Genomic DNA, 16,219 nt, shown 5'->3' with positions numbered 1-16,219 from the left:
TTGGGTGCCCTGTCAGGGCAGGGACAAGTGACAGCTGTCCACCCGGCACCCAAGCAAGGTCAAACAGGGAGGAGCCAATGCACGGGGTCTCGACGTCGACGCTGAGAGTTCTGGAACCGGCCGAGGGGGTGCTGGCCTTTTACGATGGGCGCGTGCCCGGTCGCAGGTTGGTGTCGCCGTCGTGGAATTGGCTGGATGATGCGGCCTATGAGCTTGGCATTGCCAGCTATGCCCTGATCAGCGACGGCGAAGCGTTGGTCTATGACACCAGCATATCGCTGGCCCATGCCGGGGTGATCCGCAGGGAGTTGGAACATCGCGGGGCCCGCTCGATCCGGGTGGCGCTGAGCCATCACCACCGCGATCATGTGGCCGGAACAGAGGTGTTTGCGGATTGTCCGATCCTGTCCAGCCGAAAGACTGCACAGGCGTTGGCGGAAAAACGCGACAGCTATGCCCGGTCGACCCCGCCGATATCTCCGCTGGTGATGCCGACCCAGGTGTTCGATGGCACCCTGACGGTGCAGGTCGGGTCCATGACGGCACAATTGCGCCCGCTGGATATTCACAGCTTTGACGGCACGGCGCTGTATCTGCCGCAGACCCGTCTGCTGTTTGCTGGTGACGCGCTCGAAGATTGCGCGACCTATGTGGCCGAACCGGAACGTCTGTCACGGCATCTGGCGGAATTGGAACGCCTGCAGACCTGGGATGTGGACGCTGTTTTCCCCTGTCACGGTGATCCCGACCGCATTGCGGCAGGCGGCTATGCGACATCGCTCATCTCTGCGACACACAGCTATGTGTCCCGGCTTTTGCGCTGTCGTCAGGCCCCTGATCTGGCGGATCTGACGTTGCAGGCCTTTGCGGCCGACAGCTTTCGCACTGGCGCGCTGATCTATCATGAGGCTTATGACGCCGTGCATCGGGACAATCTGCGCGCGGTCCTGGAGGCGGACACCTCCGCGTAAAATGATACGCAGGCCCGGTTGCCCAGGATGTGATCTGCGCCAGGCAGAGGATCGGACCCAAATGCAGTGGCGCGCGCGCTGCTTCTTTCTGGGTCCAAATACCTCCGCCGGAGGCAAGACGCGTCAGCGTCTATCTGCGGATCAGTTCAAATAGGGTTGCGGGTCGACGGAATCAAAGCCGTTGCGCACTTCGAAATGCAAATAGGCGTCGCTGCCGCCGCGCAGGCTGGCGATCTTCTGGCCGCGGGTGACGCGATCGCCTTTCTTGACCTTGATCTGATCGACATTGGCATAGACGGTCAGCAGCTGGGCGTCGTGGCGCACCACGATGATCGGCACCTGATTGGCATCGGCGGTGATCGCGGCCACGGTTCCGGCATTGGCGGCCTTGACCGCTGTTCCGGGCGCGGCGGCAATATCAATGCCGTCATTCTTGCCCTTGGCGTAGGTCCGGATGATCTTGCCCTGAACCGGATAGACCATTTCGGCCTGGCTGGTGCGGGTGGGCGGCGCGACCTTGACGTCCGGGGTTTCGACCGGCTTGGTCGAGACCTTTTCATCCGGCAGCGGTTTTGTGGCGCTGGGCGGGGTTGGGGTCGATGAGCCCTGGCCCGGGTCCGTCGTGGCCACGGCGGCGCTGCGCGGCACCGGCTGGTCCTTGACCGGGATCAACAGGAACTGGCCTTCGCGGATGGCAAAATCTGCGTCCAGACCATTCCATTCGGCCAGGGCCTTGACCGGAACCTGATAGAGCCGCGAGATGGTATAGGCGGTTTCACCGCGTTCGACCTTGTGGCGGACCGGTTCGGGGCCGGGCTGGACCTTGGTCACCAGTGGCGTGGCCGGGGTCGGATCCAGTGTCGAGGTCGCGACCGAGCCCGGTGCAGGTGTGGTGTCCGGGGCGCTGTCGATGGCATCCCCGGCCAGAGAGGCGATATCCACGCCGCCCGGTGCGGCGCTGGACCCCGGAGCGCTGCGCGGCAGGATCAGGACTTCGTCGGCGCGCAGCGCGTCGTCGGGTTTGACCCCGTTGAGCCTGGCGATTTCGCTGACCGGCAGGCCGACCCGGGTTGCCACGTCGTTGACGGTGTCGCCGCGCCGCGCCACGGCGACCTGATAGTTGGGGTAGGTGATCAGCCCGCGGGCATCCGGGGCCGGGCGTTTTGCGGTGGCGGCCTGGGCGGCTTCGGTGGTGTTGAACGCACCGATCTGACCGCGCAGGTCGAAATCCAGAGGGGCATCACAGGCCGCCAGCAGCCCGACAATGGGCAGGGCAGTCAGGATGAAACGGGGGCGGCGGGCTGTCACACTCATCACGGAATCCTCGATACGGGCCTCAAAGGGAACCCCTTCTATGCGGGGGCTGATACACTTAAATCTTGTCGGGCACACGGGCCCGTTTCAGCTTTCTTTCCCCAGACCTTCCAGCAGGGGTACAAACCGGACAGCCCGCAGTTCGTCATAGTCGAACCCCTGTTCGGTGCGATGCACCCGGATCAGGGTCTGGACGGCGTCGGACTGGCCGACCGGCACCACCATGATACCCCCGATCTTGAGCTGCGCCAAGAGCGGGCCGGGGGGGTCTTCGGCGGCGGCGGTCACCAGAATGCGATCAAACGGGGCCTGGTCGGGCAAGCCATGGCTGCCATCGCCGATCAGGGTAGTGATATTGACCAGGTTTTCGGCCTCAAAGATCTGGCGGGCTTCGCGCACCAGACGGGCGTGGCGGTCCACGGTATAGACCCGACGGGCCAGTTTCGACAGGATGGCCGCCTGATAGCCGGAACCGGTCCCCACCTCGAGCACCTTGTCGCGCGGGGCCACCTGCAGCGCCTGGGTCATGATGCCCACGACCGAGGGCTGCGAGATGGTCTGGCCACAGGCGATCGGCAGCGGCATGTCCTCGTAGGCGCGTTCGGCAAAGATGCCGCGGACAAAGGGTCCGCGGTCGATCTCTTCCATGGCGTTCAGCACCCGGGCGTCGGTGACCCCCTTGGAGCGCAGCGCAAACAGGAACTGCATCTTGGTTTCGGCACCGGGTCCGGTCATTCGATTCCCTTCAGGGCCTCCAGCGTGTCATGGGCGGTCAGATCCGCGCGCATGGGCGTGACCGAGATATAGCCGTCCAGATTGACGGCAGCATCGGTGCCGGGTTCGGTCATGATCTGTTGGTTGCCGCCCTTGATCCAGACAAAGCGTTTGCCCGAGGGCGAAAAATGCGGCTCGACCGAAAAATTGCTGCCACGCCGGAACCCTTGGGTCACGACGCGGGTGCCTTTGACATCGTCGGGCAGGACCGGCGGGAAATTGATGTTGTAAAACAGGCGATAGTCGGCCTGTTCGGTCGGGGTGGCTGCCAGGATTTTACGCACGAGGGCGGGCGCATGACGGGTTGCGGTATCAAAGGGGGCGTCGGATTTGTAATTGGCAGGGCCAAAATACTGCGACAGGGCCATGGCGGGCACGCCTTGCAGCGCGGCCTCCATCGCGGCACCCAATGTGCCCGAATAGAGCGCGTTTTCGGCTGAATTGTTGCCCCGGTTCACCCCGGAGAGGATCAGGTCCGGCGGCGTGTCCTTGAGCACTTCGTGCAGGCCAACCAGGACACAATCCGCAGGCGAGCCTTCGGCGGCGTAGCGGCGCGGGCCCAGTTGCGAGAACATCATCGGATGGGTGTAGCTGATGCAATGGCCGACGCCGGATTGTTCGAACGCGGGGGCAACGGTCCAGACTTCGCCGTCTGCACCGGCAAGATCCGTTGCGATGTCCTGCAAGGCGATCAGCCCTGGCGCATTGATGCCGTCGTCGTTGGTGATGAGAATACGCATGTGAATGCCCCGTTTGCCTGCAATAATCCTTGCATAAGGTGGGGATGCAGCCGGGGCAAGCGTTTGGCAGCGGGGCGGGGCGAAAACATGGATGTCGCCACGTTACCGCCGCGGATGCCAGGGGTGCGTGCAAGCACACACCCTACACCCGAAGCGCTGACCCTGTAGGGTGTGTGCTTGCACGCACCCGGCGACAGGTGGGGGGCGGGAGGCCCGTCAGTCTGCCAGGATCTCGGGCAGAAGCCGGGCGGCTTCCTCTTGAATCGTGGCGAGTGCCGCGCGGTCTTCGCCGGGAAAGAACCGGGCCCGGATGGCGGTGGCCATTGGTTTGGGAGTCAGGACCCGGACCTGGGGGCCTGTCTTGACGGTTTCGGCAGCCCAGGACCGGGCCAGCGCCATCTGCGCGCCCTTGGTGGCCCCATAGGTGCCAAAGAACTTGGCACCTGCGCGCGGGTCGTCAAAGAACACGGCGCGGCCCTGTTGGCCCAACAATGGTGCAACATAGGGGATCAGTACCGAGGTCGCCGTGGCATTCACGGCCAGCGACTTGTCCCAATCCTTGGCCGCGACAAAATTCGCCGGGCTCAGCGGGGCGGCGTGGATCGCGGTATGCACCCACAGATGCAGCGGCCCCCAGCGGTCGTGAATACCGCGGCACAGGGTGGCCATGGCTTTGGGGTCCGTGATGTCCATCGGTGCCAATGTGGCGCTGCCGCCAGCGGCCTGGATCCGGTCGTCCAATTCTTCGAGCGCGCCAGTGGTCCGGGCCACGGCCACGATGTGGTGAGTGGGTGCCAGAGCTTCGGCAAGCGCTGCGCCAAGCCCGCGGGAGGCACCGGTGATCAGGGCAATCTGTGTCATGGCTGCCTTGTGATCCTGTCCGGCGTCTGGGTCAAGAGCCGGATCACTCCGAGGGCATGGCAATGCGTCGCGTTTGGCCGCGTTTTTGCAGGATCACCCCGGTTTCGTCGATCGCGGCAACGGTTTCACCGGAGAGGCGGCTTCCACGGGCAACCTGGATCACGCGCCCGCCGGGCAGGCGGACCAGGGCGCGCATGTCCTGCGCGGGGCCAAACAGACCCAGCAGGTTCAGCGCATTGCGGTTCAGGACCGAGATTTCGGTTGCATGGGCGGCAACCGGACCGGTCGAGGATGTATTTGTCATGTGATGTCTTTCGGGCGCCGAGGCGTGTTCAGTGTCGTCATAGGTCACAAGCGTGAAGCGGCGGCCTAGCATCTGTGATCAGGAGGCGACAGCGCCGGTGCGGGCGTGGACGGCGGGAAACCGCAGATTGGAGCAGGCGTCGGCGCAAACCCGCACCTGAGCAATGCACCCGTTGCATGGCTGTTATGCCGGGGTTGACCCACAGCTCCACAGACCAGAGCCCAAGGACCGGACACCATAGACGAGGGGCAGACGAAGGGGGCTCAGGGTCAGGAGTCGTGCACCAGAGAGGCCAGATCATGCCCATAATCATGCAGGATCTGCAACAGATCCATCAGATCCAGCCCGGTTTCCTGCAGCATCTTCAGCTCATTCCCGCGTTCGGTGATTTCCACCTCGGGACGCTGATCGTCGGGCTGCATGTGCAGCACACAGGACATCGGGATTTCGCTGCCCGGTGGAACCGCGCTGGACAGCCAACCGGGAATCGACCCCAGATCGGTGGTTTCCTGACCGTCGAACAGATCGACATAGGCATCAAAGTGATCAATGCTGACCGCGCACCAGACACCCAGCACCATTTCGTTGGGACCATCACCCAGCTGCAGCACCAGAACCGAGCGGAGAAACCGGTAATCGTCCACCCGGCAGAAGTCTTCGGTCAGAACGTCTCCGCGCTCCATCAGCAATGCGGAATTGTCCAGCTTGGGCAAATCCGGCGGGCAGGGATCGGGGCGGTCGTACTCCAGGCTCAGCAGCTGGGCAAAACTCGCACCACAACACCGGCATTTGCGCCGGGAATTCATCAATCGTGCGAGATCCCTGTCCATGCCAGCAGAAGTCCTTTGCAAAGAAACAGCGCTGGCCAAGAAAATGACCAGCGCGTGCGTGTAAATGAGCGGCTTACTTATCCGGCAGCGACCGCGAGTGCAATCCGGTCGCGTCTCGAACTCAGGCCAGTTTGGCGGCGTTCCAGGAGGTGCCGGGAACCGGCATGTCCTTGATCTTCTGGCTGACCCGGCTGCTGCTTTCCAGGCTTTGCAGATACCCGTCGCTCAGCCCGGTGACATAATTGCCGTCAAAGCAGGAACAGTCGAACTGGTCGATGTCGGGGTTGCCTTCCTTGGCGGCCCAGATCAGATCGTCGAGGTCCTGATAGAACAACGCATCCGCACCCAATTCGTCGCGGATTTCCTCGATGCTTTGTTCGCTGGCGATCAGTTCATGTTTGGTCGGCATGTCGATGCCGTAAACATTGGGAAATTTCACCGGCGGCGATGCAGAGGCGATATAGACCTTTTTGGCACCGGCTTCGCGGCACATCTGCACGATCTTTTTGATGGTGTTGCCGCGCACGATGGAATCGTCGATCAGCAGGACATTGTGGCCGTCGAATTCCAGCGGGATGGCGTTCAGCTTGCGACGTACGGATTTCTGCCGTTCGGCCTGACCGGGCATGATGAAGGTCCGGCCCACATAGCGGTTTTTCACCAATCCTTCGCGGTAGGGAATGCCGGTGGCCTTGGCCACTTCGAGCGCCACGGGGCGGGCGCTGTCGGGGACCGGGATGATGCGGTCGATGTCGAGCCCTGCGGCTTCGATCTGTTTGGCCAGCGTCTGGCCCATGCGCATCTGGGTCTTGTAGACCGAAATCCCGTCCAGCATGGAATCGGGGCGCGCCAGATAGACATATTCAAAGATACAGGGGGTCAGGTTGCCTTCGACCGCCTGGAATTCATGCATGTTGCCGTCCAGGTCGATCAGGATCGCTTCACCCGGTTTCACATCGCGCAGCTTCTTAAAGCCGTTGATGCCAAAGGCCACGTCTTCGGACGCAAAGGCGAAATCATCGCCAGTGCCAGTGCCATCGCTATCGCCGTCGGCGTCGCGTTTGGCGACCGACAGGGGGCGGATGCCGTGGGGGTCACGAAAGGCCAACATGCCAACGCCGGCGATCAGGCAGATCACCGAATACGCCCCTTGGATGCGTTCCATGGTCATCTTGACCCCGGCAAACAGGTTGCGGATCGGGTCGGCGTTGCCGTTGACCTTGATGGCGTCAGCGACCTTGTCGGCCAGCACATTGAGCAGGATTTCGGAATCCGAGGTGGTGCGCAGGTGGCGGCTGTATTTGGCGGTGACCTTTTCGCGCTGTTGTTCGGTGTTGGTGATATTGCCGTTGTGCACCAGATAGATGCCATAGGGCGCATTGACGAAAAACGGCTGCGCCTCGGACGCGGACAGCGATCCGGCGGTGGGATAGCGCACATGGCCCATGCCGACCTTGCCGGTCAGGGTTTCGCTGTCGCTGGCGCTGAACACGTCCTTGACCAGGCCGTTGGCCTTGCGTTCGCGAAAGACCTCGCCGGTATAGGTGACGATCCCCGAGGCATCCTGGCCCCGGTGCTGGAGCATCAGCAGACCGTCATAGATTTCCGCAAAGACGTCCTGATTGCGGCTTGCGATCCCCAAAATCCCACACATGTAAGGGCTCCAATTCGTGAGTGTTCAGCCGATGCCGACGGGTGTGGCACCGGGGTTCCAGCGGGCGTCATGTAACGTGTCCGAGGGAAGGAAGACAGATGAAAAAGCGACTTTGTGATGCGTCTTTTTTGCGCTGAACAGGACGCGGCCAAATCGGGGGCTGCGTGCGGCGTCCAAAGAGGCGTCAGGGCCGTTTTGCGGAAAGAACCGGTCACGATTCGCGTTGTCCGAGCAGGCGCAGCAAATGCGGCGCGGGCTGGGCGGAACAAGGCTTGGGCAGCGTCGGCAAAGGGCGATTCCGAATCCGTGGCAGATCTTATGCCCTCACATAGAGGGTTGCAGGCCACATGTCACGAAAGGATCACATTCGGGGAGGGGGAAACCAGCCGCAAGGGGTGGGGGGCAGGAGTCGGATTGCAGAGTGCGGGGCTGGGCGGTCATCGTGATGTCAGCGCGTGGTGCCCCCAAGGTAGGCATATCGGTATGCCAATGCGACACCGCCGGCTCCGCCCACAATGTTTCCCAAGGTGACCCAGACCAAATTGGTCAAAGCCTCTTTGGCGGTCACGTCGGACCCAGCCAGCCACCCCTGAGGAAAGAAGTACATATTCGCAACAGAATGCTCGAGGCCAAGCAGAACAAACGCGCTAATTGGCCAGAGAATTGCCAGCACTTTTCCCGAAACGGTTCGGGCCGCAAAGCTGAGCCAAATTGCGAGACACACAAGCGCGTTGCACAATGCGCCGCGAACGAAGGCGTCCAATGGGGCCAGCGCGGCTTTGCCCTGCACGATCGATGCTGCAGTAACGTCCAATGGACCCTGCAAAATGCCGGAAAACCCAAAGGCCAACGCAAGTCCCGATGCGCCTGCAAGATTCCCAAGATACACAACCGCCCAGCTTCGCAGCAATTGGCGCGCAGAAATTTTTCGGTCGACAGCCGCCATGACCATCAAAGCATTGCCGGTAAACAATTCTGCGCCCCCGACAATGACCAGAATGAGACCGAGCGAGAACACCAAACCCCCAAGCAGTCTTGCCGGACCAAAGGATGGGTCTACTCCGGTCATGACGGCTGTGTAAGCCACACCGCCGAACCCAATGAAGGCCCCTGCAAGGACGGCGAGCACAAACATCTGAAACAGCGGCAGCTTTGCCTTACTTACACCGGCGCTTTCCACCAGAATGGCGATCTTTTGGGGTTTGTAAGCACTAAAGATGTCATCATCATTCATGCCGCCAACGATAAACTATCGGCACGAGAACGAAAGTCTGAATAGGGCGCACAGCTGGGATGTGTTGGCCGGTGGTGAGCGGGGAGAGCCGTGAAAGGCGGGGGGCTGTTGATCGGAAACCTGTGCCGGACATGAAAAAGGGTGCCGGCTGGCACCCTAGGGTCGTTTGGATTATCCGAAGATTATTTGGCGCAGTGACCCACCAGGTTTTCATACTGAACGGTGATCCAGCCCATGGCCTGTTGCGGATCGCGATCTTCGATCTTGCCGATGAAGCGTTGGAAGACTTCGGCCGAGCGGCTTTCGTCGACCATGGTAAAGCTTTGTCCGGTCATCACCACGTCATAGAGGAAAAACGCGATTGCCACGAGCAGAACGCCGCGCGCCACCCCAAAGAAGAAACCGATCCCCTGATCGACCCCCCCCAAGGCAGAGCGCTGCACCAGCGAGGAAAACAGCGGGGTAAAAAAGCTGACGAGAATGAGCGCCAGCGCAAACACCGCAGCAAAGGCGGCAATGATCGACAATTCACAGCTGTCGGCCAGGAATTCGCCCACAACCGGGATCTCGGTCATCAGCGGTTCGACCTTGGGTGCAAACAGAAACGCCAGAATCGCCGCGGCGATCCAGCCTGCGATGGCCATGGCTTCGCGAACAAAGCCGCGTGCATAGGCCAGCAGGGCCGACACTACGATGATCAGGGCAACTGCCCCGTCGATGATGGTGAAACCTTCCATGTTCCTCGCCTGTCCGCCTGTTGTTTTGTCGCGACCTTAACCCGCCCCAAAGAATTCGCCAACAAATCCTGTGAGATCGGGGGCCTTGCGCAAGGAAAGGCCCGAGACCGAAATGGATTTGCCGCCCGATGGAGCTATGGCGCTGGTGAAACCAAGTTTTTGCGCCTCTTTCAACCGGTTTTCTGTCTGAGGTGCCGGTCTGAGGGCCCCGGAGAGCGAAATTTCACCAAAGACGACCGTATCCGCAGGCAATGCCACGTCTTCGCGCGCGCTGAGCAGGGCGGCGGCCACGGCCAGATCGGCGGCCGGTTCGGAAATCTTCATGCCGCCGGCCACGTTCAGATACACATCGAGCCCCGTAAAGGGGATGCCGCAGCGGGCCTCGAGCACGGCGAGAATCATCGCCAGCCGCCCACCGTCCCAGCCCACAACCGTGCGCCGAGGTTGGCTGTGCGGCGAGGGGGCCACCAGCGCCTGGAGTTCGACCAGCACGGGCCGGGTGCCTTCGATGCCTGCAAAAACCACCGATCCGGCGCTGGGTTCGCCGCGTTCGGACAGAAACAGCGCCGATGGGTTGGTGACTTCGGCCAATCCACCGCCGGTCATTTCAAAGACACCAATTTCATCCGCCGCGCCAAAGCGGTTTTTCACCGCGCGCAGAATGCGGAACTGGTGACCGCGTTCGCCTTCGAAATAGAGCACCGTGTCGACCATATGTTCGACCACACGGGGGCCGGCGATCTGACCGTCCTTGGTCACGTGACCAACCATGATCACCGAGATGCCCTTGCGTTTGGCGAAATTGGTCAGCTCGTGCGCGGCGGCGCGCACCTGGGACACAGATCCCGGCGCGCTGTCCACATTGTCCGCCCACATGGTCTGAATCGAATCGATGATCGCCAGTTGCGGCTTTTCCGATTCGAGCGTGGTCAGGATATCGCGCAGATTGGTTTCCGCAGCCAGTTTCACCGGCGCGTCCGACAGCCCCAGCCGTTGCGCCCGCATCCGCACCTGGGCCGGGGCCTCTTCGCCGCTGACGTAGATGGTTTTGAGCCCGGACAGGGCAAACCGCGCGGCCGCCTGAAGCAACAGGGTGGATTTGCCGATGCCGGGGTCACCGCCAACCAGAATGGCCGAAGCAGGCACCAGCCCGCCGCCCAGCACCCGGTCGAGTTCACCCATGCCGCAACAGGTGCGGGGAGGGGGTGTTTCTTCGGTCGACAGATCCGACAGCTGGATCGGCGTGCCGCGTTTCTGGCCCAGCGATTTGCTGGCCGGACCCGCGGACAGCCCCGCGTCCTGGGCGATGGTGTTCCATTCGCCGCAACCTTCGCAGCGGCCGGACCATTTTGAGAAACTGGCTCCGCAGGCGGAGCAGGAGAAGGTTTTCTTTGCCATGCGTGTTCAGTGGCAGATGTTTCCGGTTTGTTCAAGAGGGGCGCGTGCGGCGCGTGAGGGAGCGAGGCTCGGCCTCGCGCTCCGGAGTTTTTTTGGCGAGATGAAGGGGCGCGGTTCGCCAGGGTCCTTTATTCGGTGCCACGCGGTTTGGGTTTGGAGATCGGCACCACGCTGTCGCCGCCGTCGTCGCCGGGTTGTTGGGCAGAGAGTTCGGGGAGCAGGTCAAAGAATTCCGCCCGCAGGCGTTGGACCTGAGAGCGGGCCATGGATTCTTCGATGTCGACATCCCGCGTCCACTGGCGCAGTTCGTGCAGGACGATCTTGGCGTCTTCGAGGCGGGACTTGAAGGTTTCGACCTCCTGTTGCCGTTGTGTCAGAAAGGTGCGGGCACGTTCGACCTTGGCATCAGAGTAGGTTTCGGCCAGCTCATGCGACACCTGGCTCATCTGGGCCGCGACCTCCAGAACCTCGGGTTCCAGGTCTCGCAAGTCGGGATGGTCGCGCAGAAATTCCATCCGGTCCTTGATGGCGTCAAATTCCGAGGCCATGGTGAATTGACCGGCCCGATCCGCTGCATGGGCGGTCTGATAGGCGCGCACCACGTCCTCCATCTGCATGCCGAATTTGCGGTGCGCGCTTTCGAGCGCCAACATGCGGGAGTGGGCCGGCAGGTAGAACAACAGCATCACCGAGAGCGCGGTTATGCCGATCTGCACATACAGCCCGGCGTTTTCGACCATGGTGTCGCCAAAGCGCAGATCGAACTGCACCCACGGCAGATAGCCGACCGCAGAGGCCAGGGTGACGGCAACAGAACCCAAGGCCATCAGGCAAATGAGAAGCAGGCTGAGTTGTAACAAAAGTGCTTGAGAAAGCTTGATAATTGAACGAATGACGGACATGATTTTCCTTTCCGACCAAATGGCGGAAACACGGAAAAACCGGCGTCGTTTATGTGCCGCAGGTCACCCCGGTCCCACCCGAATGAATGCATGTCGCTGCCCGATAATGTTAACAACGATACACATCCGAGGGGATCCAGGCAATTATTCCATGAATTCAGGCTTTTGCCGGTCGGTCACAATCCCGAGACCAAGCCCGGCCAGCACACAGCCGGAAAACAAATACAGCCCCCAGCCGGTTTCGATGGTGGCATAGGAAATGCCTTTGGCCAGGGTGATGTAGAGCGCGATCAGAAAGATGTCGGCCATCGCCAGTTTGCCCAGCACATGCAGCACCGGCAGCGCGCGCCGATCCAGCAGATGCCATTGCACCAGCACCAGTCCGATGGTTTTCAGATAGGGCGCAAAGATCGCAAACACCGTCACCAGCAGCGCCAACGCGATGTCGGAGGCCCAGAGCGATTGCAACCCGGTCACCACGCTGATTTCGCTGAGGCCAAAGATCGGCAACAGCCCGGCGTGCATCAAGGGCGCGAACCAGGCGATGGGGTAGAGGATCAGCAGGGAGAGGGTCAGGAGGCGGAGGGTCATGGCGGCTCAGATTTTGGTTGCTTCGCTAGACTTGTGCCTTTGGCGGCGGAATTAAAAGGGGGAATAGAGCGTGGGGTTCGCCCTGCCGGGTCGCGTGCGGCCCGGCCAGCGCCCGTCCGCCCCCATGGGCGGGCGCTTTGCTTCCGCCCGCGAACGGGCGCTGGCCTGATGGTTTTGGGTGCGGGGAATTGCGCGTGGTCATCCGAATGGGAACGCCGAGCGGTACATCAGGTGCCTCTGAACGTAAAAGGCCCTGCAAATGCTGAATAAGTGCTGCGTTTTGAGGTGTTTACATCACCAAAGTTTACCGCACCGCCTCGATCGGCCCCTCGGCGCGGCCATGAATGAACTGTTCCAGATAGGGATCGCCTGATGCGTCCATATCGGCGACGGGGCCGGTCCATTGGATGACGCCGTCGTGCAGCATGGCGACGTTGTCGGCGATGGCGCGCACGGAGGACATGTCGTGGGTGATGGTCATGGCGGTGGCGCCCATTTCCACCACGATCTCGCGGATCAGGTCGTTGATGACGCCGGACATGATCGGGTCGAGCCCAGTGGTGGGTTCATCAAAAAAGATGATCTCGGGCTCGGCGGCGATGGCGCGGGCCAGGCCGACACGTTTTTGCATGCCGCCCGAGAGTTCGGCGGGCAGGCGGTCGGCGACATCGGATTTGAGGCCCACACGGCGCAGTTTCTCGATGGCGATCTCGCGGGCCTCGTCCACCGGGCGTTTCAGCGATCCGCGCAGCAGGCGAAAGGCGACATTCTGCCAGACGGTGAGGCTGTCAAACAGCGCGCCGCCCTGAAACAACATGCCGAATTTGGCGAGAAATTTATCCCGGTCCCCGCGGTCGGCCGGTTTGCCATCGACCAGAATGGTGCCGCTGTCGGGTTTGATCAGCCCCAAAACACATTTCAGCGCCACGGATTTGCCGGTCCCGGAGCCGCCGATGATCACCAACGATGTGCCTTTGGGGATATTCAGATCAACACCTCGCAATACGTGGTTGTCTCCGAACGATTTTTTGACGCCCTGCATGTTGATCATATCGAGAAGAACACCCCTGTGAGGACAAAGTTGGCGGCGAGGATCAAAACGGCGGCGGCCTCGACCGAACCTTTGGTGGCGCGGCCCACGCCCTGGGCACCGCGGCCTGATTGCATGCCGTAGTAACAGCCCATCATCGCGGCGATGCCGCCAAAAACACAGCCCTTGACCAAGCTTGAGATAACGTCTCTAACTTCTAGAAAATCAACGGTATTTTTAAGATAAGCAGCGGGGTTGAAGCCGAGGTTCTGCACCGCGACCGTATAGCCGCCCATGATGCCGATGATATCACCGACCCCGACCAGAATAGGCACGGTCAACAGCGCCGCCAGCACGCGGGGTGCGACCAGATATTTCATCGGGTGCGTGGACAGGGTGACCAGCGCGTCGATCTGTTCGGTGACCTTCATCGTGGCGATTTCGGCGGCGATGGAGGAGGTGACACGCGCAGCGATCATCAACCCGACCAGAACCGGTCCCAATTCACGCACCATGCCGATGGCGACGATCTGGGGCACCACGGCTTCGGCATTGAAGCGGGCGCCGCCGGCATAGATCTGGAGCGCCAGCGCGCCACCGGTAAAGATCGCGGTGAGCCCGACAACCGGCAGCGACAGCCAGCCGATCTGCAACAGCGCGTTGCCAAATTCACGCGGATAAAACGGGGGGCGCAGCATGTGGCTGATGGCATCAAGCGCAAACAGCGACACCCGGCCAATGGCGGCCAGCATCAACAGAACCGCGCGCCCCAGCCGTGCCAAGAGCGCGAAAGGGTTCAGATGGGTGCTCATCCGATGTACCGGCGTTTGTACCGCCCCCCCAGAGAGGTGAGGATTTCATACCCGATGGTACCGGCGGCATCGGCCAGATCGTCCACGGTCTGACGGTCGTTCAGCAGGGTCAGATGGGTGGGGTCGGCGGTCAGGTCAGTGACGTCGACGGTGATCAGATCCATCGACACCCGGCCCACGATCGGGCAGACGTCGTCGCCGGCAAAGGTGACGGCACGTGCGCCCATGGCCCGGATCAATCCGTCGGCATACCCGGCGGCCACAGTGGCGATGCGCGACGGGCGTTGCGCAGTCCAGGTGTTGGAATAGCCCACGGTTTCGCCCGCATCGACATCGCGGATCTGAATGACCGGCAGATCCAGATGCACAACCGCCTGGGCGTCTTCGAAGGGGGACCCACCGTACAGGCCGACACCGGGGCGGCACAGGTCGAAATGATAGGCCGCGCCCAACAGGGTTCCCCCGGTCGCCGCGAGCGATCGGGGCACATCAAGCCCGTCTGTCATCTCTTTGAAAACGCGCAACTGTTGGGCGTTCATCGGATGATCGGCTTCGTCGGCGCAGGCCAGATGCGACATGATCAGAACCGGCGATTGCGCCAGCGCGATGTCGCGCAGCGCCGCCCATTCGGCGGGCTCCATGCCCAGCCGGTTCATGCCGCTGTCCAATTGCACGCCAAAGGGATGGCCAGGCAGCGATTCCACATGGCGCAGCATCTGGTCGATGGAATTCAGCATCGGAACCAGGTCGTGATCGCGGATCATGGCGGTGTCGCCGTCGCAGTGGCCCGAGAAAATGGAAATTTCGGGACCGGGGCCCAGGGCCCGGCGCAATATCACGCCCTCTTCGGCGACGGCGACGAAAAACCGTCGCGCTCCCGCCATGGCAAGCGCGCGGCCCGCCTGTCCAGCGTCCAGCCCATATCCGTTGGCCTTGACCACCGCGCCGGTTTCAACGCGGGTCAGGGAATCCAGGGCGCGCCAGTTCTGGGCCAACGCGCCGAGGTCGATTGTCAATCTTGCAGTGCTCATGGGGCTTTCATGACATGGGCACGCTGTGGGTCAAGCGGAATTATTCCCACTTTGCGCAGGTTTATGCGCATCATAGGCCGCTTCGAGTTCGCCACGCAGGAAATCGGCGAATTTCAGCGGTTCGAACTGCGGTTCTCCGGTGCCGGGAAGCGGCGCGATGTCGGTGTTCACATGCGGATCAAAGAAGAACGGCACCGAATAGCGTTCACGCCCGGACCGGTTGATCACCCGATGTGGCGTCGAGAGCAGCCGCCCGTTGGACATCCGGTTCAGCATGTCGCCCACATTCACCACCAGCGCGTCGGGACGCCAGGGGGCATCGACCCAGTGACCGGCTGGGGTGCGCACCTGCAAGCCGCCGACTTCGTCCTGGGCCAGCAGCGTCAGACAGCCGAAATCATTGTGCGGAGCCGAGCCGAACAGATCATCGGGGCTGGTATCGGGTTGGGGCGGGTAATGCAGCAGGCGCAGCCAGATCGTCGGCGTGTCAAAAGCGCCGAGGATTGATGTGTCGGTGGCCCCGGCCGCGAGCAGCGCCACCCGCATCAGCCGTCGGCTCAGATCGGACATGGCGGTGACATAGGCGTTCAGCGTGTCGCGGAATCCGTCCAGGTCGGGCCATTGATTGGCACCGGACAAATAGACGTCGGGGTCGGCCCGGTCGTCTTCACGCATCATCATGAAGCTGGCGGATTGGTTCGGTTTCTTGACGTCGGCCAGGGTAGAATTGACGTCTGTCGAGGTGTTGATCGGGATGTAACCGCGATGGGATGTGTTGACCTGGATCTTGAGCTTTTGCTCCAGCGGCAAGGCATGGAACCGGGCCGAGGCGTCAAAAACAGCGGCGCGCAGGGCGGGGTCGATGCCGTGGTCTTCGATATAGCCAAAGCCGGTCAGCCCATAGGCGGCGCGGAATTCTGCGGCCAGATCGGCGTCAGAGCGTTCCCCCAGTCGGATGACGGGGATTTCAGAAAATTCGGTCATGGAGATGAACCCTTTGTGTTTCGCAAACTATGGATAGGGGAGCAGGGGCAGG

Annotated in this window: 17 protein-coding genes; 1 reads left to right on the top strand and 16 read right to left on the bottom strand. The window is 61.8% G+C overall.

Features of this window, described 5'->3' with window-relative positions; all coding sequences use genetic code 11:
- Positions 1 to 77: 77 nt before the first annotated feature.
- Positions 78 to 971 carry an MBL fold metallo-hydrolase gene (locus tag K3727_14215; protein ID UWQ89949.1) on the top strand — a complete coding sequence of 298 codons (894 nt, stop codon included), beginning with the start codon at positions 78 to 80 and terminating at the stop codon, positions 969 to 971.
- A gap of 141 nt (positions 972 to 1,112) precedes the next feature.
- Here the strand turns inward: K3727_14215 and K3727_14210 are convergent, their stop codons facing one another.
- From K3727_14210 to K3727_14135, 16 genes are all read right to left on the bottom strand, one after another.
- On the bottom strand, positions 1,113 to 2,285 hold the full coding sequence (locus K3727_14210) for a LysM peptidoglycan-binding domain-containing protein (protein UWQ89948.1): 1,173 nt from the start codon (positions 2,283 to 2,285) through the stop codon (positions 1,113 to 1,115).
- Positions 2,286 to 2,372: 87 nt separating this feature from the next.
- On the bottom strand, positions 2,373 to 3,020 hold the full coding sequence (locus tag K3727_14205; protein ID UWQ89947.1) for a protein-L-isoaspartate(D-aspartate) O-methyltransferase: 648 nt from the start codon (positions 3,018 to 3,020) through the stop codon (positions 2,373 to 2,375).
- Positions 3,017 to 3,799: a 5'/3'-nucleotidase SurE gene (surE, locus tag K3727_14200; GenBank protein UWQ89946.1), complete on the bottom strand. Its 783-nt coding sequence runs from the start codon at positions 3,797 to 3,799 to the stop codon at positions 3,017 to 3,019. The genes K3727_14205 and surE overlap by 4 nt, the downstream gene beginning before the upstream one ends.
- A gap of 216 nt (positions 3,800 to 4,015) precedes the next feature.
- Positions 4,016 to 4,660 (bottom strand): SDR family oxidoreductase, encoded by a 645-nt coding sequence (locus K3727_14195; protein ID UWQ89945.1) that lies wholly within the window; start codon positions 4,658 to 4,660, stop codon positions 4,016 to 4,018.
- 43 nt (positions 4,661 to 4,703) lie between these two features.
- Positions 4,704 to 4,964, bottom strand: a complete 261-nt coding sequence (locus tag K3727_14190; GenBank protein UWQ89944.1) for a hypothetical protein — start codon at positions 4,962 to 4,964, stop codon at positions 4,704 to 4,706.
- Positions 4,965 to 5,233: 269 nt separating this feature from the next.
- A complete protein-coding gene (locus K3727_14185; GenBank protein ID UWQ89943.1) occupies positions 5,234 to 5,794 on the bottom strand; it encodes a DUF2199 domain-containing protein in 561 nt (186 codons plus the stop codon).
- A gap of 121 nt (positions 5,795 to 5,915) precedes the next feature.
- Entirely contained in the window at positions 5,916 to 7,448 is a 1,533-nt protein-coding gene (gene purF / locus K3727_14180) for an amidophosphoribosyltransferase (GenBank protein ID UWQ89942.1), read from the bottom strand.
- Positions 7,449 to 7,896: 448 nt separating this feature from the next.
- Positions 7,897 to 8,682 carry a formate/nitrite transporter family protein gene (locus K3727_14175; protein ID UWQ89941.1) on the bottom strand — a complete coding sequence of 262 codons (786 nt, stop codon included), beginning with the start codon at positions 8,680 to 8,682 and terminating at the stop codon, positions 7,897 to 7,899.
- 182 nt (positions 8,683 to 8,864) lie between these two features.
- Positions 8,865 to 9,419, bottom strand: a complete 555-nt coding sequence (locus tag K3727_14170) for a CvpA family protein (GenBank protein UWQ89940.1) — start codon at positions 9,417 to 9,419, stop codon at positions 8,865 to 8,867.
- Positions 9,420 to 9,455: 36 nt separating this feature from the next.
- The gene (gene radA, locus K3727_14165) at positions 9,456 to 10,817 is read right to left on the bottom strand and encodes a DNA repair protein RadA (protein ID UWQ89939.1); all 1,362 of its coding nucleotides are present in this window, start codon (positions 10,815 to 10,817) and stop codon (positions 9,456 to 9,458) included.
- A gap of 128 nt (positions 10,818 to 10,945) precedes the next feature.
- Positions 10,946 to 11,719, bottom strand: coding sequence for a DNA repair protein (locus K3727_14160; protein UWQ89938.1), 774 nt, complete (start codon positions 11,717 to 11,719; stop codon positions 10,946 to 10,948).
- A gap of 144 nt (positions 11,720 to 11,863) precedes the next feature.
- A complete protein-coding gene (locus K3727_14155) occupies positions 11,864 to 12,310 on the bottom strand; it encodes a paraquat-inducible protein A (protein UWQ89937.1) in 447 nt (148 codons plus the stop codon).
- 304 nt (positions 12,311 to 12,614) lie between these two features.
- Positions 12,615 to 13,361: an ATP-binding cassette domain-containing protein gene (locus K3727_14150; GenBank protein ID UWQ89936.1), complete on the bottom strand. Its 747-nt coding sequence runs from the start codon at positions 13,359 to 13,361 to the stop codon at positions 12,615 to 12,617.
- On the bottom strand, positions 13,358 to 14,140 hold the full coding sequence (locus K3727_14145; protein ID UWQ93387.1) for an ABC transporter permease: 783 nt from the start codon (positions 14,138 to 14,140) through the stop codon (positions 13,358 to 13,360). Before K3727_14145 ends, K3727_14150 begins: the two co-directional genes overlap by 4 nt.
- An 8-nt stretch (positions 14,141 to 14,148) precedes the next feature.
- Entirely contained in the window at positions 14,149 to 15,183 is a 1,035-nt protein-coding gene (alr, locus tag K3727_14140) for an alanine racemase (protein UWQ89935.1), read from the bottom strand.
- A 30-nt stretch (positions 15,184 to 15,213) separates the two neighbouring features.
- Positions 15,214 to 16,167, bottom strand: coding sequence for an isopenicillin N synthase family oxygenase (locus tag K3727_14135; protein ID UWQ89934.1), 954 nt, complete (start codon positions 16,165 to 16,167; stop codon positions 15,214 to 15,216).
- Positions 16,168 to 16,219: the final 52 nt, after the last annotated feature.

The sequence above is a fragment of the Rhodobacteraceae bacterium M382 genome (assembly GCA_025141015.1).
Classification (GTDB): Bacteria; Pseudomonadota; Alphaproteobacteria; order Rhodobacterales; family Rhodobacteraceae; genus Aliisedimentitalea; species Aliisedimentitalea scapharcae.
The sequence above is the reverse complement of the archived record's forward strand: the minus strand, read 5'-3'. Positions and strand labels throughout refer to the sequence as shown.